Source organism: Sedimentibacter hydroxybenzoicus DSM 7310, assembly GCF_013403245.1.
Classification (GTDB): Bacteria; Bacillota; Clostridia; order Tissierellales; family Sedimentibacteraceae; genus Sedimentibacter; species Sedimentibacter hydroxybenzoicus.
Genome location: NZ_JACBNQ010000007.1, coordinates 1 through 22,612, shown reverse-complemented (window position 1 = coordinate 22,612; position 22,612 = coordinate 1). Strand labels below are relative to the sequence as shown.

General features: G+C 34.6%; 25 protein-coding genes and 1 tRNA gene. 3 read left to right on the top strand and 23 right to left on the bottom strand.

Annotated features, from left to right (window positions below; all coding sequences use genetic code 11):
* Positions 1 to 55: 55 nt before the first annotated feature.
* The 9 genes from HZF24_RS07770 to HZF24_RS07730 all read right to left on the bottom strand — a co-directional run bounded on the left by HZF24_RS07770 (position 56) and on the right by HZF24_RS07730 (position 8,286).
* Entirely contained in the window at positions 56 to 1,540 is a 1,485-nt protein-coding gene (locus HZF24_RS07770) for a hypothetical protein (RefSeq protein WP_179237734.1), read from the bottom strand.
* A gap of 116 nt (positions 1,541 to 1,656) precedes the next feature.
* A complete protein-coding gene (locus HZF24_RS07765) occupies positions 1,657 to 1,956 on the bottom strand; it encodes a YkvA family protein (RefSeq protein WP_179237733.1) in 300 nt (99 codons plus the stop codon).
* A 4-nt stretch (positions 1,957 to 1,960) separates the two neighbouring features.
* Positions 1,961 to 2,329, bottom strand: coding sequence for a universal stress protein (locus HZF24_RS07760; protein WP_218835275.1), 369 nt, complete (start codon positions 2,327 to 2,329; stop codon positions 1,961 to 1,963).
* A 16-nt stretch (positions 2,330 to 2,345) separates the two neighbouring features.
* A tRNA-Sec gene (locus HZF24_RS07755) sits at positions 2,346 to 2,442 on the bottom strand.
* Between the two features lie 48 nt (positions 2,443 to 2,490).
* Positions 2,491 to 3,177, bottom strand: coding sequence for a response regulator transcription factor (locus tag HZF24_RS07750; RefSeq protein ID WP_179237732.1), 687 nt, complete (start codon positions 3,175 to 3,177; stop codon positions 2,491 to 2,493).
* Between the two features lie 122 nt (positions 3,178 to 3,299).
* Entirely contained in the window at positions 3,300 to 5,204 is a 1,905-nt protein-coding gene (selB, locus tag HZF24_RS07745; RefSeq protein WP_179237731.1) for a selenocysteine-specific translation elongation factor, read from the bottom strand.
* Positions 5,201 to 6,610: an L-seryl-tRNA(Sec) selenium transferase gene (selA, locus tag HZF24_RS07740; protein ID WP_179237730.1), complete on the bottom strand. Its 1,410-nt coding sequence runs from the start codon at positions 6,608 to 6,610 to the stop codon at positions 5,201 to 5,203. The genes selB and selA overlap by 4 nt, the downstream gene beginning before the upstream one ends.
* Before the next feature lie 23 nt (positions 6,611 to 6,633).
* Positions 6,634 to 7,677 carry a selenide, water dikinase SelD gene (gene selD, locus HZF24_RS07735; protein ID WP_179237729.1) on the bottom strand — a complete coding sequence of 348 codons (1,044 nt, stop codon included), beginning with the start codon at positions 7,675 to 7,677 and terminating at the stop codon, positions 6,634 to 6,636.
* Positions 7,678 to 7,719: 42 nt separating this feature from the next.
* Positions 7,720 to 8,286, bottom strand: coding sequence for a ComEA family DNA-binding protein (locus tag HZF24_RS07730; protein WP_179237728.1), 567 nt, complete (start codon positions 8,284 to 8,286; stop codon positions 7,720 to 7,722).
* Between the two features lie 140 nt (positions 8,287 to 8,426).
* Between HZF24_RS07730 and HZF24_RS07725 the strand changes: the two genes are divergently transcribed.
* Complete coding sequence (locus HZF24_RS07725) at positions 8,427 to 9,713, top strand: D-alanyl-D-alanine carboxypeptidase family protein (RefSeq protein WP_179237727.1); 1,287 nt, start codon at positions 8,427 to 8,429, stop codon at positions 9,711 to 9,713.
* Between the two features lie 150 nt (positions 9,714 to 9,863).
* Here HZF24_RS07725 and HZF24_RS07720 read toward each other — a convergent pair whose 3' ends face one another.
* From HZF24_RS07720 to HZF24_RS07690, 7 genes are read right to left on the bottom strand one after another with little or no spacing between them, the layout of a single operon-like run.
* A complete protein-coding gene (locus HZF24_RS07720) occupies positions 9,864 to 10,247 on the bottom strand; it encodes a RidA family protein (RefSeq protein ID WP_179237726.1) in 384 nt (127 codons plus the stop codon).
* 9 nt (positions 10,248 to 10,256) lie between these two features.
* Positions 10,257 to 10,619 (bottom strand): ribosome silencing factor, encoded by a 363-nt coding sequence (gene rsfS, locus HZF24_RS07715; protein ID WP_179237725.1) that lies wholly within the window; start codon positions 10,617 to 10,619, stop codon positions 10,257 to 10,259.
* Positions 10,616 to 11,119: a bis(5'-nucleosyl)-tetraphosphatase (symmetrical) YqeK gene (gene yqeK / locus HZF24_RS07710; RefSeq protein WP_179237724.1), complete on the bottom strand. Its 504-nt coding sequence runs from the start codon at positions 11,117 to 11,119 to the stop codon at positions 10,616 to 10,618. Before yqeK ends, rsfS begins: the two co-directional genes overlap by 4 nt.
* Positions 11,120 to 11,122: 3 nt before the next feature.
* On the bottom strand, positions 11,123 to 11,728 hold the full coding sequence (gene nadD / locus HZF24_RS07705) for a nicotinate-nucleotide adenylyltransferase (RefSeq protein WP_179237723.1): 606 nt from the start codon (positions 11,726 to 11,728) through the stop codon (positions 11,123 to 11,125).
* Between the two features lie 28 nt (positions 11,729 to 11,756).
* Entirely contained in the window at positions 11,757 to 13,127 is a 1,371-nt protein-coding gene (locus HZF24_RS07700; RefSeq protein WP_179237722.1) for a PTS system mannose/fructose/sorbose family transporter subunit IID, read from the bottom strand.
* The gene (locus HZF24_RS07695) at positions 13,124 to 13,597 is read right to left on the bottom strand and encodes a PTS sugar transporter subunit IIB (protein WP_179237721.1); all 474 of its coding nucleotides are present in this window, start codon (positions 13,595 to 13,597) and stop codon (positions 13,124 to 13,126) included. Before HZF24_RS07695 ends, HZF24_RS07700 begins: the two co-directional genes overlap by 4 nt.
* A gap of 10 nt (positions 13,598 to 13,607) precedes the next feature.
* Entirely contained in the window at positions 13,608 to 14,006 is a 399-nt protein-coding gene (locus tag HZF24_RS07690; protein WP_179237720.1) for a PTS sugar transporter subunit IIA, read from the bottom strand.
* Positions 14,007 to 14,161: 155 nt separating this feature from the next.
* Between HZF24_RS07690 and HZF24_RS07685 the strand changes: the two genes are divergently transcribed.
* Both HZF24_RS07685 and sigK read left to right on the top strand, forming a co-directional pair.
* The gene (locus HZF24_RS07685) at positions 14,162 to 14,836 is read left to right on the top strand and encodes a hypothetical protein (protein WP_179237719.1); all 675 of its coding nucleotides are present in this window, start codon (positions 14,162 to 14,164) and stop codon (positions 14,834 to 14,836) included.
* A 230-nt stretch (positions 14,837 to 15,066) separates the two neighbouring features.
* Positions 15,067 to 15,768 (top strand): RNA polymerase sporulation sigma factor SigK, encoded by a 702-nt coding sequence (sigK, locus tag HZF24_RS07680; protein WP_179237718.1) that lies wholly within the window; start codon positions 15,067 to 15,069, stop codon positions 15,766 to 15,768.
* Between the two features lie 83 nt (positions 15,769 to 15,851).
* On the opposite strand, the gene HZF24_RS07675 is transcribed toward sigK, so the two are convergent.
* From HZF24_RS07675 to mltG, 7 genes are all read right to left on the bottom strand, one after another.
* Entirely contained in the window at positions 15,852 to 16,670 is an 819-nt protein-coding gene (locus tag HZF24_RS07675) for a GNAT family N-acetyltransferase (RefSeq protein ID WP_179237717.1), read from the bottom strand.
* A gap of 65 nt (positions 16,671 to 16,735) precedes the next feature.
* Entirely contained in the window at positions 16,736 to 18,028 is a 1,293-nt protein-coding gene (locus tag HZF24_RS07670) for an acyl-CoA reductase (protein ID WP_179237716.1), read from the bottom strand.
* Entirely contained in the window at positions 18,025 to 19,152 is a 1,128-nt protein-coding gene (locus HZF24_RS07665; RefSeq protein WP_179237715.1) for a LuxE/PaaK family acyltransferase, read from the bottom strand. The genes HZF24_RS07670 and HZF24_RS07665 overlap by 4 nt, the downstream gene beginning before the upstream one ends.
* A gap of 33 nt (positions 19,153 to 19,185) precedes the next feature.
* The gene (locus HZF24_RS07660) at positions 19,186 to 19,416 is read right to left on the bottom strand and encodes a DUF2164 domain-containing protein (protein WP_179237714.1); all 231 of its coding nucleotides are present in this window, start codon (positions 19,414 to 19,416) and stop codon (positions 19,186 to 19,188) included.
* A gap of 137 nt (positions 19,417 to 19,553) precedes the next feature.
* Complete coding sequence (locus HZF24_RS07655; protein ID WP_179237713.1) at positions 19,554 to 20,777, bottom strand: peptidase U32 family protein; 1,224 nt, start codon at positions 20,775 to 20,777, stop codon at positions 19,554 to 19,556.
* A gap of 10 nt (positions 20,778 to 20,787) precedes the next feature.
* On the bottom strand, positions 20,788 to 21,432 hold the full coding sequence (locus tag HZF24_RS07650) for an O-methyltransferase (RefSeq protein WP_179237712.1): 645 nt from the start codon (positions 21,430 to 21,432) through the stop codon (positions 20,788 to 20,790).
* Positions 21,433 to 21,441: 9 nt separating this feature from the next.
* Positions 21,442 to 22,458: an endolytic transglycosylase MltG gene (mltG, locus tag HZF24_RS07645; protein WP_179237711.1), complete on the bottom strand. Its 1,017-nt coding sequence runs from the start codon at positions 22,456 to 22,458 to the stop codon at positions 21,442 to 21,444.
* Between the last annotated feature and the right edge of the window lie 154 nt (positions 22,459 to 22,612).

Here is a 22,612-nt window from a genome sequence, read left to right as displayed (position 1 = left end):
TTATAAGACGTGAAAACCTATAAAAAAGTTCCATAATATCATAAAATTAAATAAATTATTTTATAACATCAATGTAAATTGAATCAACCCACACCTTATTTTGACCTTCATATTCTATGTAAATATTTAAATAATCAGCATTTGTCACATTAATAGGAACGGTGAGAGGAGACCACATATCATCGTACACATCTAATTTTGTATGAAAATTAGATGCCAAAGCACCATTATTGTATGCCTCTAACACTACAGATACCTCCACGTCTTTTTCAGACTTTATTTTAGCCCCTATTCCGATTTGCTGTTTTAACATATAACTGAATTTTTCATCGTTAAAATCAACAACAGCAAATAAGCTCTTAACCTTTCCATCACCTTCATTTTTAATTAACAATGAATTTTTACCTTCAAGGTATATGTTGTTATCAATTTCCGCCTTCGACCCGCTGTAACCGGTACTTTCTAAAAGTTTGTCGTTAAAATATATTTCTGTTGAATCGGTTATATCTGAAGGAGGTGTATCATTTTCAGGGTCTGTCGGTTCTGAAGGATCTTGTTCTCCCGGTTCTTCATTTCCTATTTGTTTGTTAGGATCGCCGCCCATAGTTTCCTCGGTATTGAACATTTTTATTATTTTATTACCTATTAGCAAAACAATAACAACAATCAACAAGGAAACAGCTAACCTGAGTATTTCTTTTTTAGGAAATACATTTTTATTTTTATGAGGTTGTTCTTGCTTGCTGTCTCCATTCAAATAAATATTTAATACCGAATCATCTTCCTTTACGGAATCAGCTTCAGATTCAATAAAATTATCATCTTCTGCTGTTTCTTTTTCAACCGTTTCTCTTTCTTTTATTATGCTTTTATTAATATCTGTCGTATTGACAGGAGCAAATATCATTCCATAAATAGGTGATTGCTTTAGCTCCTCAAATATATCCTTGGGAAACACATACTCTTTAGTAAGGCATCTTACTATAATTTTGAGAACATCGGGAGGTATAGTATCGGAAATATTGTAGTCAACAATTTCGGTTCCGGAAAAAATATAGTGAAGAATGTTTCCTAATCTTTTAAAGGTTTCGTTGTCTGCAATATCATATTCCTGTTCAAAAACAAGGTTTAAATCCACATATAAATTATGATCTTCGTCAACAAAAATTCTATCTAAGTCAAGAATTTTTTGTTGAACAACATCAGTCATATTAAATATGTTTTGAGCAAGCATAATAATTTTTTCGGATACATTAAACTGTTGTTTTAATGTAAGATTTCCGGTGATACCTTCCTTCAAGCCTTTATATCTGAGGTTTAAAGGGTATGTATAAATGTATATGCGATCGTCTGTATTATAGGCCTCCAATATATTAGATGACAAAGATTTTAACTCAGGTATATTTATCAAATTAATAACTTTCGGACTTGTAATAATATTGCTGTAAAAAATATCTCCCGTTTCATTTTCCTTGCATTCCACTACTCTTTGAAACGTATTTTCAAAAATAGTTCGGACAATCTTGTAATTATTGTTCATAAGCACCTCCACGGCATTCTCAGAAAATTTGTATACTACTTCTATATTATCAATTAATTCGACAAAAATAAAGATAAATTTACTAAAAACAGGGTTAGGGCATAAAAAAACGAGGATTATTTTAAATCCTCATCATCATCAATTTCATATTCTACGTTTTCTATAATATCTTTTTCTTTCAGATTTTCTTTCGGATTTTTTTCATTTCCGTAATATTTTTTAGTCTTTTCCGATACTATGCTCATAAGATATACGAACATCAATAAATCATCCAATACACTGAAACCTAATATTGGCATAGGGATTAAATCTACCGGGCTCAGTATATAAATCAGAGGTATTATAATCCACCATTTTTCTTTTAATGGAATTTGTTTATCGAAAAGAAATTTAAATACTAAAAAAATTTTATTCATAATATTACAGAACAAACTCCCTGTCCGGAAGCCCTTTTCTTAATTTCGTAACAAAGTTGTTTGAAGGGTCCTTTGCTCGTGAGCTTCCCAAAACAACGTGTGTTATTTCCATTTCTTCAGCATATTCTACTATAGATTTAATTACATCCTTAGATCTTTTAACCACCAATTCAGCTCCTACATTTTTAGTTATCATAAATAGATACTCCAATGCTTCACCGTCGCTGAAATTGTTTAAAAACTTATCATTTTCATTCACCACATGAATTACATACAGGTTATCATCCTTTTCCTGTGTTAATTTAACACCTTGCTCTATGAGCTTTTCGCATGTTTTCTGTTGTGTAACACATACCAATACATTTTTATGCATCACTATTCTCCTTAAATGGCGGGAATATGTGGGAATTGAACCCACCCAGGACGGTTCAACGCCCCGCGACTGATTTTGAAGACCAGGAGGCACACCAGCACCTATCTATCCCCATCAGAATAATGATAACATACTACCGTAAATAATTCAAGCCAATTTTATCAATGAGTATTCCTGAAATAATATCCAACTCCCCATTTTGTAAGGATGTATTCATAGCTTTTATTCTTATTTTCTATCTTTTCTCTTAGTCTCCTGACATGGACATCAACGGTTCTTAAATCACCGAAATATTCGTATCCCCATATGATTTCCAACAATTCTTCTCTTGAATAAACCTTACCGGGATTCGTAGCAAGAAGTAGTAATAAGTCAAATTCTTTGGCGGTTAAATTAATTTCCTGTCCCTGCAAGCTTACCTTTCTGCCTAATGCATTTATAACAAAGTCATCAACGATAACCGTCTGTTCATTAGGCTTTTGATTGATACCCTTAGTTCTTCGAAGAATTGCCTTAATTCTTGCTTTCAGTTCCAATATATTAAACGGCTTCGTGACATAATCATCAGCACCGTATTCTAAACTGAGTATTTTGTTCATATCCTCGTTGTTAGCGGTTAAAATCAATAAAGGAACGTTTGATATTTCTCTGATTTTCTGACAAACCTCAAGTCCATCCAGGTCGGGCAATATAAGGTCTAACAAAATAATGTCATAATCATTTAATGATACTTTCCTTAATGCCTCATTACCTTCAAGAGCTAAGTCCACTTCATAACTGTCCTGCTCGAAACTATTTTTAAGACCTTTAATCAATAATAGTTCATCATCAACAATTAATACCTTCATTTGTTACGCTCCTTCATTAGTTTGTTACAAAAATTAAACTTTTATTAATCTTACATTGAATTGGCAAAAAAGTCAAGCCAAATATTCGTTTTGGGTTTTTATGCATTGGCAATAGCATGACATTAAAATAAAATTCTGTCGTTTTCAACCCTTTTTGTAACCTTAACGCTATCGAAATGTTCAAGGAGACCTATTGCAATTTTACGGTTTGTATCTAATAAATCCCTGTATTGCGCTGCTGAAATTTTTGTATTTTTCTTAATAAATTCAACTAACTTTTCTTTTGCATCATTGTATATTTCAGAAGTAGTTATTCCTGATTCACCGATTTTCACCAGCTTTTTATCATCAAGCATCAAGGAAATAATTTCTTCTGTTTTATTGCTGTTAATCATAACTGCAAGCTCTTCCAATTTAATTAATTCAAATTTAGCTTCTCTTAATATTTTTATAACATTATGCTCAACATTTTTATACTGCTCATCATATTGTATTTGAAAGTAGCCTAAGGATACATACTCCCCATCAGTCTTGATTAAGCCCTTGCTTTCAAAGGATTGAATTATTAAATCAAATACCGTCTGCTTAACTGCCGGCAAAAACCTGCTTTTTATTTCTGATTTTTTAGTACCCTTAGAATATTGTTTTGTTTCATGATATTTGTACAGATATTTTTCGATACTTTCTTCGATGCTTCTTTCATAATTTTTATGCCATACATACTTCTCATTTTTAAAGTTAAATACAGTTATTTTTTCTTCCTCTTCAAGAATTTCTACACTTAACCTTATTTCTTCCTCCGAAAGTGCTGTTATCTTCGCTATATCAGAAATTGAAGGTACATTCTTTGAATTTTCCGTTATTATTTTTTCTATAACGTCACTGCTGCTTCCCTTTTCCTTGACTTTAAGCTCTTCGAGTAATAAATCATCGAATCTTTTCTTTTTTAATGGTACCGGCTCTATTATTTCGCCGCCTCCTATTGTTTCCATGGGAGAGTAAAACCTGACTATAAATTTATCCTTTCTTCTTACCGCAATTTCTTCTTCCAGCCTTAACTGAGCATAACAGCTTTCTCCCGGAGACAATTCATCTCTGTCAAGAAGAACCACCCTGCACAGTATTTCGCTTGTCCCTGTATAAAGATGTAATCTTGAACGGTTTTCAACAATGCGCCTTGAGCTTTTAAGTATACTCAGCTTAACATCCAGCATCATCGTATTTTTCATAGAATTTTTGGGCGCTATAACACAGCCTCTGTAAATTTCAGATTTTTTAACATTGGATAAATTTATGGCAGTTCTTTGTCCGGCATAAGCTTCATTTGCGTCATTTGAATGAACTTGAATATTTCTTATTTTACATATTTTATTGACCGGATAAATTTCTACTTCATCACCTTTTTTAAGATTGCCTGAAATAAGCGTGCCTGTTATAACAGTTCCGAATCCGGTTATTGAAAAAACTCTGTCTATGGGAAGTCTCGGGATAGTATTGATGTCTCTTTCTTCAATCTCAGTTTCTGTTTTATTGACAATTGCATCAATCAATTTATCCAAGCCGTAACCTGTCTTGGAGGACACCTCAATCATAGGTGCATTTTCTAAGAAGGTATCCTTTAATTCCTCTTTTATATCTTCCTTGACAAGCTCAAGCCATTCCGAATCTATTAAATCATACTTGGTTATAACTACTATACCTTTTTTGACTCCCAGCATATTTAATATATTTAAATGCTCCGTCGTTTGAGGCATCATTCCTTCATCGGCAGCTACAACAAGAAGCACCAAATCCATTCCTATAACGCCCGCCAACATATTTTTTATAAATCTTTCGTGTCCGGGTACATCAATAATACCTGCTTTATTGCCGTTAGGCAGGTCAAAATAAGTAAAACCTAAATCTATGGTTATGCCCCTTCTTTTTTCTTCTTCCCATCTGTCGGTTTCTCTTCCCGTCAATGCCTTTATTAAGGTTGTCTTACCGTGATCTATATGCCCGGCTGTACCAATTATTATATTTTTCATCTTTCCTCCTCAAAGATGCATTTAAAAGCCTCAGAAATTATCTCCTCTTCCCCTTGAAGTACGGTTCTCAAATCTATAATAAAACGATCGTTAACAACTCTTCCTACAATAGGCGTTTCCAAATGTCTTAATTTATTTTCTAAAGATGACGTAGTTATGTTAAATGGCTTAAAGCTGAGTGAAATACTTTCAATTCTCTCAAGAGGCAGTGAACCTCCCCCAATTTGCGACTGACAATCTTCTATAAGAACTTCACACTTATTTCTCAATGTTTTTATTAATCTATCATGTAACAAATTTGCCGTATTTAATAACTCATCCTTGTTTCTGTTGATTAATTTTAAAACGGGAATACTTGATACAGCCTTTTCTTCATCCATGTAATCCAAAAATACACTTTCCAATGCGCAGCTTGTAAATTTATCGATTCTCAAAGCACGAGTTAAAGGATGTTTTTTTATTTTTTCAATTAATTCCTTTTTCCCTACTATTATGCCCGCCTGCGGACCGCCTAACAGCTTATCCCCGCTGAAGCATACAATGTCGGCCCCTGAATTTACAGAAGCTTGCACAGTAGGCTCGTAGGTTAATCCGTACTTGCTTAAATCAACTAAGACACCGCTGCCTATATCCTCTATAACCGGTAAATTGTGTTTTAGTCCGAGCTCTGTCAGCTCATCAACCGATACGGATTCTGAAAATCCCACAATCTTGTAATTGCTGGTATGAACCTTCAATAGTGCTGCTGTGTTTTCATTTATTGCATTATCATAATCATATAAATGCGTTTTATTGGTTGTTCCAACCTCCTTCAATATGCAACCGCTTTGCTCCATAACCTCCGGAACTCTGAAGGAACCTCCTATTTCAACCAATTCTCCTCTTGAAACTATTACTTCCTTTCCCTTGCAAAGAGCAGAAAGAATCAATAAAACAGCAGCGGCATTGTTGTTTACTGCCATTGCCGCTTCTGCACCGGTTATTTTGGTTATTATTTTTTCAAAATGTGAATATCTTGAGCCCCTGATTCCATCTTTCAGGTTGTATTCTAAATTGGAATAGCCGGTAACCAATTGCTTGATTCTGTCAGCAGCTTCATCGGAAATTAATGCTCTTCCCAGATTCGTATGTAATATTGTTCCCGTTCCGTTTACAACCTTTTTTAAGTTATATTCGGTGTAGCTTTTTACTTCCCCAACAATGTCCGGTACAAGATTTTTTATTTTTTTATTTATATCCTCTTGACATTCTGAATTATTAATAAATTCTCTTAATTCTTCAGTAACTTTTCTTACCGATTCTAAAATATATTCTCTGCCGCATTTTTTTTCTAAGCTTCTAATTTCATCGTATTCCATCAATAAATCAACCTTGGGAATACTTCTGTAATATGTTTTTTTATCCATGCTTTCTCCCTATGATTACATAATCATCGCATAATCACATTATAATTTCCTTCTCTTTCTGTAACTCTGCCAATAACTGCAAACTCCGTATTTAAGCTCATCTTCAAGTCCTTCATTATACTGTCTGCATATTTTTCATTTACCGCAAACAACAGACCGCCCGAAGTCTGAGGGTCATACGCTAAATCAATAAACTGTTCTCCTATACCCTCTACAGAAACCTTATTTTCGAAATATTCCCTGTTTCTGTACGAGCCTCCCGGAACAAGCCCCATTGAAGCATATTCAAATGCATCCTTAATTACCGGCACATCTTTTAAGTTAATAACAAATGTTTTATTGCTTGCTTCCGCCATCTCGGCAGAATGACCCGCTAACCCAAAGCCTGTTATATCGGTGCAACAGCTTACAGGATAATTCTCAATTACTTTTTTTGCGTATTTATTCAGAGTACTCATTATATGTATTGCTTCATTTTTGGATTCATCAGAGCACATATCAGCTTTAATAGCAGTATTGACGATTCCTGTCCCCACCGGCTTCGTTAATATCAGCACGTCATTTATTTCAGCACCGTAATTTTTAAGTATTTTATCAGGATGAATGAAACCTGTTACGCATAGTCCGTATTTTGGTTCATCGTCTTCTACGGAATGCCCGCCCGCAATTGTCGCTCCTGCTTCCATAACTTTAGATGCACCGCCTTTTAATATTTCCGCCATAACATCAGGATCAAGGCAATTTGGAAACCCGATTATATTTAAAGCTAAGGCAGGCTCTCCTCCCATAGCATATATATCACTTAGGGAATTTGTCGCGGCAATCTGTCCGAAGGTGTATGGGTCATCAACAACAGGCGTAAAAAAGTCAACCGTCTGTATCATGGCTATATCATCATTTATCTTGTATACACAGGCATCATCAGATGTTTCCAATCCAACGATTAATTTATCATTAGTAAACTTTGGCAGCTTGCTCAAAACTTGAGCAAGGGTCTTAGGACCTATTTTAGCCGCTCAGCCGGCAGCTTTTGTCATCTGTGTAAGACGTATTTCATCTTTTGACATAATTTCACCTCTTTCTTTAACAATTGCAGAACAATTATTATCCTATTGTTCTCCTATCGTTATCAGCTCTTTCATTTTTTCAAATGTTTTTTCACCGATTCCGTCTATCTTCTTAATTTCCTCTATTGTTTCAAAGAATTTCTTGTCCCTGTAATCTATGATTCTTTGAGCATAGGCATCTCCTATGCCGGGAATTGTCTTCAGCATTTCCTTTGACGCAGTGTTTATATTGATTAATTTACTGTTTTCGGAATTAACTTCATTTATTTCATCATTATTTAAAACATATATTTTTTCACCATCAACAAGCAGCCTTGCCTTATTAAGGTTCTTGGTATACGCCTTATCAGTAAGTCCTCCTGCCATTACTATAGCATCGTTGACCCTGCAGCCGTCCTTGAGCTCATACACACCGGGGCAATTTACGGCACCGTCAATATCAACAAATATCCATTCAGTCTTTTCTTCTTCAGCATTATCTTTACCTATATTTTCATTAAATACTACATTTTTTTCCTTGCTTGAAAGTTTAATCCCCAAGTAAGCCATAATTAATAATGCAATGATTAAAACAACCGCAAGCCCTTTTGTATAAATACGATTGTTCATAAAAATCTCCTGTATTTACAGTAATAGACATATACTAATTACATTATACATTATTTTTGCAAAAAATCAAAATTTATAATTACAAAAGAGTATAATTCTGCTATACTATTATTTGATTTGTATAAATAAGGAGTTTGCAGATGATAAAAAAAATTATTTGCTTTCTGTTATTGATTTCTGTATTTTTATTAAATGTGTCTGCTGCCTATGCTGCACCGAATACTATCTGTCAAACATCAATACTGATAGATGTAAAAACGGGTACAATATTATATGAAAATAAAGCTAACCAAAAAATGTATCCTGCCAGCCTGACAAAAATTATGACTGCAATCTTGGTAATAGAGGTGGGAAATTTGTCCGACGTCATAACCATTGATGACGATACCCCTCATGAGATAGAAGGAAGCCACATTGCCTTGGAAGAGGGAGAAATATTGACTCTTAAGGATTTATTGTATGCATTGATGCTGCCTTCTGCAAATGATGCTGCACTTGCACTGGCAAAACACTATGGCGGAAGCGAAGAAAAATTCGTTAAGATTATGAATGAGCGCGCAAAGGAACTTGGTGCATATAACACGCATTTTGCAAATCCTCACGGCTTGCATGACCCCAATCATTATACGACGGCTGCGGATCTTGCTTTAATTGCAAAATATGCAATGGAAAACGAAACATTCAGAGAAATAGTAAGCACCGAAAGATACGAAATACCGCCTACTAATAAAAAAAGTGAAACAAGATATTTTGCCAATTTGAACAAGCTTATACATAATACGAGCTATAACCAAATATATGTAAATGGGGCTTACATTGACCCTTCATACGAATATGCAACAGGCATTAAGACCGGTTACACTCCGGAGGCAGGCAATACCTTAGTAGCCAGCGCCAGCAAGGACGGCACCGATTTAATAGCTGTTATTATGAACGGTGTATCTTTGGAAATGTATCAAGATGCTCATAATCTTTTTAATTATGGATTCAAAGAATTTGAAAGTACGACATTAATAGGCAAAAACACATTTGTACAGAACATAGAGGTTAAGAACGGAGACAGCAAAGAAATTTCAGCTATAACAGAAAGTGATTTTACGACGTTAATTAAAAAAGACTCAAAAAATAAAATTGAATCAAAAGTTATTATCAATGACATCAATTTACCTTTGAAGGAAAATGATGTAGTTGGTAAAATCGAATACAAATCAGACGGAAAGGTGATAGGAACCGTTAATCTTATAACTCCTACCTCCGTAAAAAGTACGTTGACTGAAAATTCAAGAGGTAATATTTTCTTTACAATTATTAAATATATTCTGATGATAATTGCCGGTATTGTTACCGGGCTATTCTTATTAAAGATTTATAATGATATAAGGATTAAATTAATCAGAAAAAAAAGAAAGAGCAGATATAATGGTTAAGCAGATGACCCAAATCTTTAAGCAGACGACCCAATTTTTAATTTGGTGTCGGTCGCTTATACTGGAAGTGAGATTCGGTGTCAGTCGCTTATACTGTAAGTAAAATAAAAAAAATCCCTGTGTGAAAACTCAGGGATTTTTTATGCTTAACTATACTACTGCTATTGCATCAATTTCTACGTTAGCGTCTTTAGGCAGTCTTGCAACCTCAACGCAAACTCTTGCCGGTTTTGTGTCACCAAACACTTCTGCGTACATCTCATTTATTAAGCCAAACTGATTCATATCCTTAATAAACACGGTACACTTAACAACATCCTTTAAGGATGCACCTGCTTCCTCCAATATAGCCTTAACATTCATTAAAGAAAGTCTTGTTTCTTCCTTAATGTCTCCTCCTGTATAAAGCTCTCCTGTTGCCGGATTCATCGGCAGCTGACCTGATACATAAATAGTATTGCCGGCTTTTATTCCTTGTGAATAAGGACCTACCGCTGCCGGTGCATTGCTTGTTTGAATTACTGTATTAGCCATAATAACCTCCTATTTCCAATTTGTTATACCATATTGTTCAACATCTATTGAATTATTATCATACCATAGTGATTCAAGATCATAAACTTCTCTTTCATCTCTATGAAAAATATGAACAATTATGTCATCTGTTTCTAACAATATCCATCTGCCTGTATCAAACCCCTCTTTGTAATAAAAATCGATTCCTTCCTGAGCACACTTTTCTATTATTTCCTCAGCGATTGCCGCAGTCTGTCTTTCGTTATTACCGCTTACTATAATGAAATAATCGGTTATTGAGCTTGTTTTTGATACATCAAGAACTGTAAAATTGTATCCCTTTTTATTTTCACACGCTTTAAGTATACTTTCAATTTTCTTATTTATCATCTTTTCTCCTTTAAAAAATTTAACGTATTTAACGATTGATGGTCAAGTACCATGTTCATATTTTTTACATATTCTATTGTATTTTCTATAGACAATATAATTGCTGCATCCAAATCCTCATAGGAAATCCTCCTGAGCTCTTCCACACCGTCATAATGCCTGTTGGGTTCTATTTTATCGGCAATGTAGATTATTTTTTCTAATGTGGTCATATCCTCCCTGCCGGTTGTATGATGTTTAATTGCATTTATTATATCCTCATCCTGTACATTATAAACTTCTTTGGCAAGAATTGCACCTGTTTCAGCATGGGTCAGATTGTCCTTTCCTTTTTCTGACTTGCCGCAATCGTGCAGCAGTCCCGCTGTCTTTGCTTTATTAACATCAACCGAATAACGCAAGCTAAGCTTTTCCGCCTCTTCCATGGTGCCTATGCAATGGTTGAACAGCTTTGGGCTTAACCTGTCTTTCAATTTAATAATTAAATTATTTAAATCCATCTTTCACCTATATAGATTATTCTTTATTATGTACTGCTCCACCGTCTCCGGCAACAAATATTTCGCGGAAACACCTTTTTTAATTCTTTCTCTTATATCAGTGGACGAAATCTGAAGCATGGGCACCTGCATAAGCTCTATATGTCCATTCAACGTGTCTTTTATTTCTTTTATTTTCTTTTCAATAATGTCTTTATCTATTCCCGGTCTTGATACGGCAATAAATTTACACAAGCTTAAAAGTTTCTCCGGTTCATGCCAATTAGGAATATCTATAATAGCATCAGTACCTGTTATAAAATAAAATTCCGTATCAGGATACATTTCCTGAAGCCGCATTAAGGTTTCTAATGTGTAGCTTTTTCCTGTTCTTTTGACTTCTATATCAGAAACGGTAAATCTATCGTTTGACACGGTTGCAATCTGTGTCATTATATATCTGTCCCAGGGGTTTGTTTTTAAACCGTTTTTATGAGGTGGTATTCCCGCAGGAACAAAAATAATTTCATCGAAATTATATATATTTAAAACCTCATTGGCAACAACTAAATGTCCCTGATGAATGGGATTAAATGAACCACCCATTATTCCTACTTTTCTGTTTATCATCTTAAGTTCCTCTTATTATCTTATTCTTTTATCTGAAAAAATACATATAATTAAATAGTATCAGCTTTCCTAACGAAACTCCCAATATTCCCGAAAAAATATACGGAAAATACAATTTAATTTTACTATTTTTGACTATGTTAACTCTTTCAATCAAACTTTCTTTACCTTCATAATAGCCCTTCATAAAGCCGATATATGAAATTATTAAAATTAATGAAGCAAGAATTAAAACAGGTATTACAGCCAAAGAATAATACCCATCTGTACACAATACTACCGACAATGAAATGAACAAGGGCGTTAATACAACCTGAGTAAAAGAATCTCCCAGTCCTGCCGCTATTCCCATCATTCCTTTTTTAACAAAGCTTATGTTATAATTTTGTTCTTTGTTCAGGACCGCTTGTTCCTCCTGAGAAATAATATATCCGATTATGGGCGTTCCTATATTCGGCTCAGTATTAAAAAACTCACTATGCCTGTGTATACCCTCCATTATTTCATTTTCATCGTTATAAAGCTTTTTAAATATATTTTTCATGCTGTGAGCAAATGTCAGACCCTGTAACCGTTCAAAGCTGTAGCATGAATGTGAGTAATTAGCCCAAATAACCCACGCATAAATCAAGTCCCTTTTATTCAAAATACTCATCTTGCGCATATCATAGCTTGTTTTTATCAGAGCCTTATCCCTGTAGAAAAATAAAAATAATAACACTGTAAAAACTATTAAATAGGACGGAATATTGAAAATTAACGTAATTATTAATGAACCAACAAAAATTAATACAAACTTATTATCTTTTAATTTGAAAATTAAAGAGATAGAAGTATATATAATTAATCCAAATCCGATAATAAGCAATATTCTATTTAGACTTGCTGCATATGATCCGATTAAATTCATAATAAAAAGAGCTGTTATAATTACAGCCGTGCTCATGATGTATAACAAAAGCTGCGGCAGGAATCCATTATATAAATTTATTTCAGGATTATTGCCCTTTTCATATTCTTGTTCAAATTTCTTGACAAATATAGAATTAATATTCAGACGATACTTCCAAATTAAAATTCCTAAGAAACCAAACGGATAAGCAATTGCTGCGGACTCTATCATATTTAAATTTAATGTTATGGCAGCTACAGCGGAAATAATTGCGGTAAGCATTTGATCTCCCTTAAAAGAGCCGCCTGTTGATACAAAATTCATATAAATTAAATTGACAACTGCACCGGTCGACATACCGGCAGACGGGTCTCCCAAAATAAATCCTGTCAGCAATCCCGATATTACCGGTCTGTACAATGTAAAGTACCCGACTCCAAAAGACAGAGCCGTGCTGCTTCCCCAAAAATATAATATGCTAATTAAAAAGCACTCTAAATAGCTCATTTATTTACCTTATCTAACTTAATTTCTTTATCCTTCGGCAGCATTCTTATTTCAACCTCTGTTTTTTTCGCAATGCTTTGGAGCATATTTAATTCCTCGTCACTTAAATAAACAGAATTATAATACTTTTTTCTTTTTGAATTGCTGCCAAGATTGCCTATATTAATCTGATTCAATGCTATATTAAATTCCAAAAGCTTTTCTATGTATTCTATATTTTTAATTAAAATCAGTATTTTTGAACCGGTATCTTCGCCTTTTAAATAGTTTGCTGCCTCTTCAACCGTAAATATATTCACACTTACATTTTCCGGTTCTGCATTTTTTATTAAAAGTGACATAAATTCATCACGTGCCAATTCATCATCAACAACAATCACTTCATTTGCCTTAAGATAAGGTATCCATGATACGACCACCTGTCCGTGAAGCAAGCGGTCATCTACCCTTGTTAAAACAATTTTTTTCATTATTCCTCCACTAATCAGCTAAAAACTTCTCATTGACAAAGACTATGCTTTTTTTACCGTTTTTTATAATTTTCTCTGCTATATCTTCTAAACTGTATGTATCTCTGTTTACGGCTATATCGATAAACAACGGAAAGTTAATTCCTGTTATATGATAAAAATTTCTGTTATTAGACACTCTTGCCACCGCATTAAAAGGACTTCCGCCGTACATATCGGTAAAAATTATCAAATCATCCTTGGATAATCTTTCAACTGCCTCTCCCACTTTATTTAAAAGTTCTTCAAAGCTATTCCCATATTCAAAAGATATACTCTCTGCATTCTCTATATTTCCTATAATCAGTTCTGAACTTCTCAATAATTCCTTTCCAAAATTTCCATGTGTTACAAGCAATAAATTTATCATAGCTTAATCTCCTTATTTTTGGACTAAAACCATTTTTTCATATTTATATTGTAAATGATGTTATGAAATTAGTAAAGAAACATTTACTATTTTAATTCACTAATATGATTTTAATACGTATATTAATTATAAGAATTTTATATATGGAGGATTATATGATTTATTCAAATAATAGAAATAACTGGCCACATTATGATTCAATGCCCTACAACTGTAACCCACACGTATCATACATGCCGATAAGAGCAAATCAAATGCCGACGGGTCCGTTACCTAATGATTTTATGCTCCCTGATACAGCATTGCCTGATGGCGATATACCTGCAATGCCTATATCTCCGGATTTACTGGAAAATATGAACTTATTTCCGGGTATTCCAGGATTCCCATTCCCTCAAATGCCAATAACGCCAGGTCTACCGGGGATGCCGCAAAATGGTCTGCCAATTGCTCCGCAAACACCGGGAACTCCTCAGGCACCGACTACACCACAAATCCCAACAATGCCGCAGATGCCGGAAATGCCACAGAACGGTATGCCGGGGATGCCTGGGATGCCTGGGATGCCACAGAACGGTATGCCGCAGATGCCAATCGCTCCGCAAACACCGGGAACTCCTCAGGCGCCAGCTGCCCCACAAACTCCCGAAATGCCACAGATGCCGGGGATTCCGCAAATGCCTGAACAATTAACCTGCGAACAGCTTATGGACTTAATGAGACGTATGAACTGCAACGGCATGAACAATACTCAACCAAACAACAATATGAACAATAATCCGCAAAACCGTAACACTGACAATACAAGGAATAATATGAGCAGAAGATAATTAACGGAAAATAAACATGGGGACATCAGACCCCATGTTTATTTTACTGCCACTTTGTTCACGATAAACAACACGAGTCGAATTTTATCAGATTTTATGTATTTCCCAATAAATATTTTAATTAAATCTAACTGATATTAAGCTTAGTAATTATTTTTACATAATTAAAAGTGTACAAACAATTTTCCGGAAATCTTGCATATAATGTATAACTCCGGGGGGTGGTTTTTTTGATTGAAAATTTATTGCAGCTTTTATTTCCACTATCTATTTTTATTTTCGGTTACATAACTAATGGAAGTTCCTTTCCGCAGCCCTTAGGCAAAGATGAAGAATCCGAGTTAATTCGAAAATCTAAGGAAGGAGACATGGATGCACGTAATGTACTTATAGAACGAAATCTCAGATTGGTTGCCCATGTTATAAAAAAATATAAGACTGTCGGCATTGATCAGGAAGATTTAATTTCAATCGGTACAATCGGACTGATCAAAGCCGTATCAACATTCGATGACAATAAAGGCATCCGTCTTGCTACTTATGCTGCAAAGTGCATCGACAACGAGGTACTGATGACAATCAGAAGCGACAAGAAACTAAAAAAAGAAATTTCTCTTCAAGGCCCATTAGGCACCGATAAAGAAGGAAACAATATATACCTTATTGATATTATAAAATACGAGGGCGAAGAAATTATAGGCAGATTGGATAAGGAAGAAAAAATAAAAGCATTAGATGAAATATTAGATAAAACTCTTCAGAAAAGAGAAAAAACAATAATAGAAATGAGATACGGAATAAGAAATCATGAGCATAAAACTCAGAGAGAAATTGCAAAGCTTCTTGGCATTTCACGTTCATACGTATCAAGAATAGAAAAAAAGGCATTAAAAAAATTATACGACGCCTTGGTATCAAACGTAGGTACATAAACAAAAACAGCCAGAGGGGACGGTTCTGGTTGACTTCTAAAGAAGTCAACCAGAACCGTCCCCTCTGTATTTGCCCAATACGTTTAGTTAAAATCTGTTAATAACAAACATCCATCAATATAAAATCCAACCTTCTCCAAAGCTTTTCTAGAAATGAAATTATTCTTTTCACAACAAGCTGTTGGAATAACTTGAGATTCTATGCATTCTTTTATCAATTGCTTTAGTATGAGTGTTCCAAAGCCTCTTTTCCTAAACTTAGAATCTACAACCATACCAATATCTGCAAACTTAGGAGTTCTTTTCAATATATCTTTAAAGCCTACTCCTACAAGTTTCTCGTCGTAATAAAAGGAAAAAAACATCTCTTCTTTTATTCTTTTTGTAACTGTATCTTTATCTCCTCCAGTATAAAAATTGTTCTGTGTAATTATGTTGTATATATGTTCAATCTCTTCAACCTTTGATAAAGAAAATATTATCTTGTTATTTTCAGATAACTCTTCTATATTTGCTATATTGTAGGAAAAGATATATCCATTTATAACATAATTTAAGTTCAATTCAATCATCACCGGAAGGGAAATTTTATCTTGTGTATTCACAAGCCATCCTGTACAATTAAAATTATTTTTTATACTATTTACTATTTTTGCTGAAAAACTCCTATATTCTGGTATCACATAGTACTCTAGTATAATATCTTTATAATAATCATAAGTTCCGATACAAACATACCCGATTTCCTTTTCTCCGTCTGACATACGGATGCACTTCCCATTATATGTGGTAATGCCTTCCTCAACATAGTCTTGTACCTGGACAGCTATTTCATCTATGTAGTCGTATCTTAATTTACTTATATTTTCTATATTAGTATCTTTAAACTCAGTTCTATCCAAAGCAATCCTCCTTAACTGTTAAGATAAGTATTCAATATGTCATAAGAATTATACTTTCAACGTCCTTAGTCTTTCTCGGTATGTACAATTTTTGTGTATCTCCTCAAAGGATATTCGCCATCATGAGGAATGCCGGTGTAATCTATGGACATATTTTCCCCTTTGCACACTCTGACAACTCCCGTTTTGAAAAGTATATCCGTAAGAAGCTGCACTTCGTGAGGTCCGCAAAGCAATCCAACAGTTTGAAGATAATTTTTATACGGGCGCAGTGCCGAAAGCATTTCTGACTGGCGCAAGGGTCTCACCCATGCATTACCAAATTGAATAGATGTATCCATTATTTTATCCGTATATGCAATCAAGCTGCAACTATCTCCCCTGAATATTCTATTGTTTTTATAAATGCCCTCAAGCTCCTCTGCATACAATCGGAGCGCAACCTGAGACTTTATGCCTATCCCTGCTTTCACAGGACGATTAGCTATTTCGTTGTTTAAGACAGGCAAAAACTTATTGCAAAATTCATATACTTCTTCCATATTATCTGTATCTACAAAAATTCCCTGAATAGAGCTGCACAACAGCTGTCCCGTATCGGCAATATTTTTCGCAAGCCCCTTAAGTCCTTCCGTAGTAATACCCTGCTTTGTAACATAAGCAAAGCTTATTTTGTGACCCCATTCAATCAGCTTAATATTAGGAGGAATCATTTTTCTGAAAGCAGACACCGCTTCCTTTCCTCCCCATACGATAACAGCATCTGTAACAGAAATAAGCCTTTCTATATGCTCTATATCCTTTGATGAATAATCAAAAACATAAATATATTCTGCCAGAACAGGCTCTGCCTTTATAAGCTCAAGCAATAGTCGAACAGATATACCTCCCTCTGCTGCCGGTAATTTTAAAATATTTATATTCCCGGTCAGCAAACCCTCAAGCACACTAAAGGCAGGCAATCCGTCAGCATTTCCGGCAGCAACGTGCAGTAATACTCCTAAGGGTAAAATCTGACTGCTTACGGCAAAATCCTTGTACATCGGATTATAAGTAACAATTTCAGAAAAACTGTCACCTAATTCTACCTTCATACGATACATCAGACTTTCTCTGCTGAATGCATGCTTAAATTCATCAATATACATTTTACCTAATGCCTCATCAATTCCTAACTCCCTCATAACATTTAAATACTCAGCCTCATCAAGGGTATTAACAACCTTATCACAAGCGGAAATCACTGTTTCTGCATTAAGACGACCTTTGGACATAGTATCCAAAATATGCTGCTCAAGATTTCCCAATATGTCGTCACATTCTTTTGCATCAAGAATTTTGCCTTTTACTAAATTCATACAGCACCGCCCTTCTTTATATCCAACAGCTCCGAAGCATTTGCCGCACATGTTTTTATATCTGCAAGGCCTACACGTCCCAATATTTCAAAATAAGGAGAAGAATTACCGCATCCGCATTCTTCTCCCGGATGCATTATGGCTAAATCATCAGTCATCACACTTGTAAATGGCATACTCGTCATCATCGGAGTGATTAAATTTAACATGCCGGGCACACCGTAATCTACAGGCTTCATATTTAAATCTCTGATTATTACTCTCGAATATATGGGTACGTGAAAATGATGGTTGGGACAATCAAAGTAAGATATAGGATGCTCAACGGCTCCAAAAAATTCTCTTATTCTGTCTCCGCCAAGACCCAATGTTTTCTCGGACATATCGTACAATGTAGGTTTATCCACCTGCTCTGTGAAAAAGTTCTTCCATCCTCCTGCCAATAATATGAGAGATTTAGGATGAAGCTTAAGCTTTATACCTGATTCATTAAGTTCCTTTAATAAGAACATAAAATATGCAGGAAAGCCCATAAATCGAACCGGTAGCCCCCTTTTTTCATATTTAATCAAAGCATTTTTAATCCCTTCCATATTGAGAACATATTCTGTTCCCGTATCCTTCAGGGCATATTCTTTATGAACTGCGGGAGCCGTATATGTAATAGCATAAGCGGTTTTAACTGCCCCCATTTTGTTCCTCTTAGCCGGCTGATATCCCAAAACTACATAATTAGTGGGGCGCACAGAAAGCAGTCTATGGGTAAAAAACGTTCCAAGTATCATACCCAGACCGCGCCATGAGGATGTTAAATCAAGTGCCATTTCACTGACCTTTCCACTTGTGCCTGAGGTGGTGGATTTAAACATGAGATGCTTTGACTTTGACGAATAAAGGGTATGATTTTTTAAAAACAAAGTTGGTATAACCGGAATTTTATATATATCCTCTATGGATTTCAGATCCTCTATAGAAAATCCCTGTTGATATAATATACTTGCATAATCAGGACATTTGTCCATGTGATGTTTTACATTATCTACAATTGCACGAAAAAAAAGCTCATCTGTATCCTTTAAATTATATATATCCCTTCGATAGAAAAGTCTGTTGCCATAACTCATTTATACGCCCTCGCCCTTCCAGCTTTATAGTCTTTATTTCTGAATAGACAGCAGGTCTTCACATCTGTCATTCATATATACATATGAATCATATATACCTTGGTTATAGAATTCTGTTGCCAACTCATCTATGAAAAAATCCAAAATCATGCCTGAAGCTAAGTCTCCTAAATCCTCATCTCTTTCATTCAAAAAATAATTCTTTATGGACGAAGTCATATATTCTCTTTTTTCTTTTGTAAGTTTAATCTTATTATTTTTCATTACAACCTCCAAAATTGTTTTACATATCTTCTTTATACATTTTACCATATTTTTCATTGCATTTCAAAGATTTTGTTTAAACCCTTGAAATTTAAAGGGACGATTCGTTTTATATACAACGAATCATCCCTAATTTTTTAGTCGACTTTTTTTCTCAGGATGAAGTATGGTTCTACTTCCTCATTCATTTCTATTTTTATCATTTGCTGAGGGTGAGGCGCTGAATCTATTTTATTGCCTGCTTCATCCTGCATATTTTTTGCAATAACTTCGAAGTGTCTGCCCTTGGGTCCGAAGCACTCCAACAGATCTCCCTCGCTGAACTTATTTCTTTGTTCTATGAGAGCCGTCTTTGTTCCCTTATCATAGGATCTTATGATACCTACAACATCATATGTTCTTATATAGCTGCTTGAAGTGTTGTAAAGCTGTCCGTCCTTATACGGGTTGCCGAAGAAGAATCCATAAGAGAAATCCCTGTGGGATGATTTTTCAAGCTCTTCCTTCCAATAGACTGTATTTCTTTCTTCACGGGGTTTTTCCAGCTCATCCAAAGCGTTTCTGTAGGAACGTACAGCAATTGCCGTGTAGTATTCACTTTTATTTCTGCCTTCTATTTTTAGCGCCTTAATACCTATTTCCTTAAATCTGTCCAGATGCTCAACCATGCACATATCCTTGGAATTCATAATAAATGTTCCTTCATCATTTTCTTCTATGGGATAATATTCACCGGGTCTTTTTTCTTCAACTATGTTATATTTCCACCTGCAGGCCTGTGCACAATCACCTTTATTTGAAAATCTGCCCGTCATAAAGCTGCTCAGCAGGCATCTGCCGGAATATGATATACACATCGCTCCATGTACGAATGTTTCAAATTCTAAATCCTTAGGCGATTTTTTTACTATTTCTTCTATTTCCTTAAATGTAAGCTCACGGGCTAACACGATTCTGTTAACTCCCTGTCTGTACCAGAAATTTGCCGTGTGATAATTTGTTGTGTTTGCCTGTGTTGATAAATGAATTCTCATGTCGGGAACAGTTTGTTTTACTATATCAATCAGTCCGGGATCTGCGACTATCAATGCATCTGCCCCAATTTTCTGCAAATATTTCAGATATTCTTCAATTCCTATTAAGTCATCATTATGAGGAACTATATTTACGGTAATATTTGATTTTCTCCCGTGCTTATGGCAGTATTCAATGCCTTCCTCTAATTCCTTTTGAGAAAAATTCTTGCCTCCTGCTCTCATTCCCATTGATTTGCCGGCAAAATATATTTCATCTGCTCCATATTCAACGGCCATAATCAATTTATCCATATTGCCTGCAGGTGCTAATAACTTTGGTAACATACTTTCTCCTTTATTTTAACAATGTAACGGCCAGACCGTCTCCCAAGGGAAGAACGGAAGTAATAAATCTGTCGTCATGTGATATATACTCAAGATAATTTCTTAAATTTCTCACTAAAGTTTTCTTTCTTCTAACAACCAGTTCATCTGATGCAATCATACCTTGATACAATACGTTATCTGATATTATAATGCCGCCTGATTTCATCCTTTCACAGGCTTTATCAAAAAACAATTTGTAATAGCTTTTAGCCGCATCGATAAAAGCCATGTCAAAGCTTCCTTCTATTGTATCTAAAATCTCTGTTGCATCACCGAAATGAACTTCAATGTTTTTGTCAAGATTAAAATTTTTAATATTGTTTACAGCTTCCTGATAAAATTTTTCACTTCTTTCCAATGTTACAACTTTACCTTCTAAATTCATGACATGACTAAAAAATATAGAGGAGTATCCCACATTTGTGCCAATCTCCAATATACTTTTTACATTTGATTGCTTTATCATAAGCTTTATAAATTGTCCGACTTCCTTATGAATGATTGGAAGGTTTCTTTCCTGACATTCGTTTCTGAATGCCGTAAGCTTTTCATCCTCATCTAATATAAGAGAATTTATATAGCTGTCAATATATTCTCTGTTAATATTATCCATAGTCTACCTTTAATCTAAATACTCCCCTGCCGCTTCTATATGTTCATCATAACTTCTGGAAAAATAATGGGAACCATCTCCCTTTGCAACGAAGAATAAATAATCAACATCGGCCGGTTCAAGTGAAGCGATAATTGAAACCTTCCCGGGTGAATTAATCGGTGTAGGAGGCAATCCTTCAACTACATATGTGTTATAAGGGGAATCAATCGCTATATCCTCATACGTTAATCTTTCCTTCCATTCACCGTGTGCGTAATTTACTGTTGCACATGACTGAAGCTTCATATTGATATCAATTCTGTTCAAAAATACTGCTGCGACCTCATCTCTTTCCTCGTCAAGCAATGCTTCCTTTTCGACAATGCTTGCAAGATTTATAAGCTCTTCAAAGCTCAGTTCGCTGTCAGCTAACCTTGGTTTTATTTCATCAACATAAAACTTATCAAACTGATTTAAAAGTACTCTTACTACATCTTCTTCGCTTGAATTTATATAGACATTGTACGTTTCAGGCATAAGATATCCCTGAAGGCTATCAATGTAAGGATAATCCTTCAAAAATTCCATATCATCCTTGAACATTTGACCATCATTCATAATTTCCACTAATCTGTCATAGTTTAAATCCATTTGCTCTGAAATTTCCTTCGCAGTTTCTTCTAATGTCAGACCCTCAATAATCGTAATATTTAAAGTATTACCGGAGCTTCCTCCGCCTATTAATGCATTTAATAACTCTTCCGCATTCATATTCTTGGATAATACAAAACTGCCTGCTTTTAATTTTGAATCAGCATCAATTTTTTTTGCATAATATTTAAAAATACGTGCATCTTTTATTAATTCATTTTCATAAAGTATATCAGCTATATGATTTGTAGAGCTGCCCGCGGGTATTTCCACAACAATTTTAGTATCGTCAGTATTGTCAACTGCCTGTAAATTATCATCAATATAATTTTTAGCAAAAAAATAAGTTATAATTACAGCCAATATCACTAAGACGGCAAGTATCTTCTTCATAAGTCCCTCCGTATATTCAAAATCCTTTAAATTATACATCTTTTTGACATCAATTACAATATAAATATGAATATTAACCACGACAAACGCATGAATGAGTTTCACAATTAAACTATTGAAAGATTAAATTTAAAAAAATATGATCCAGTTCAAG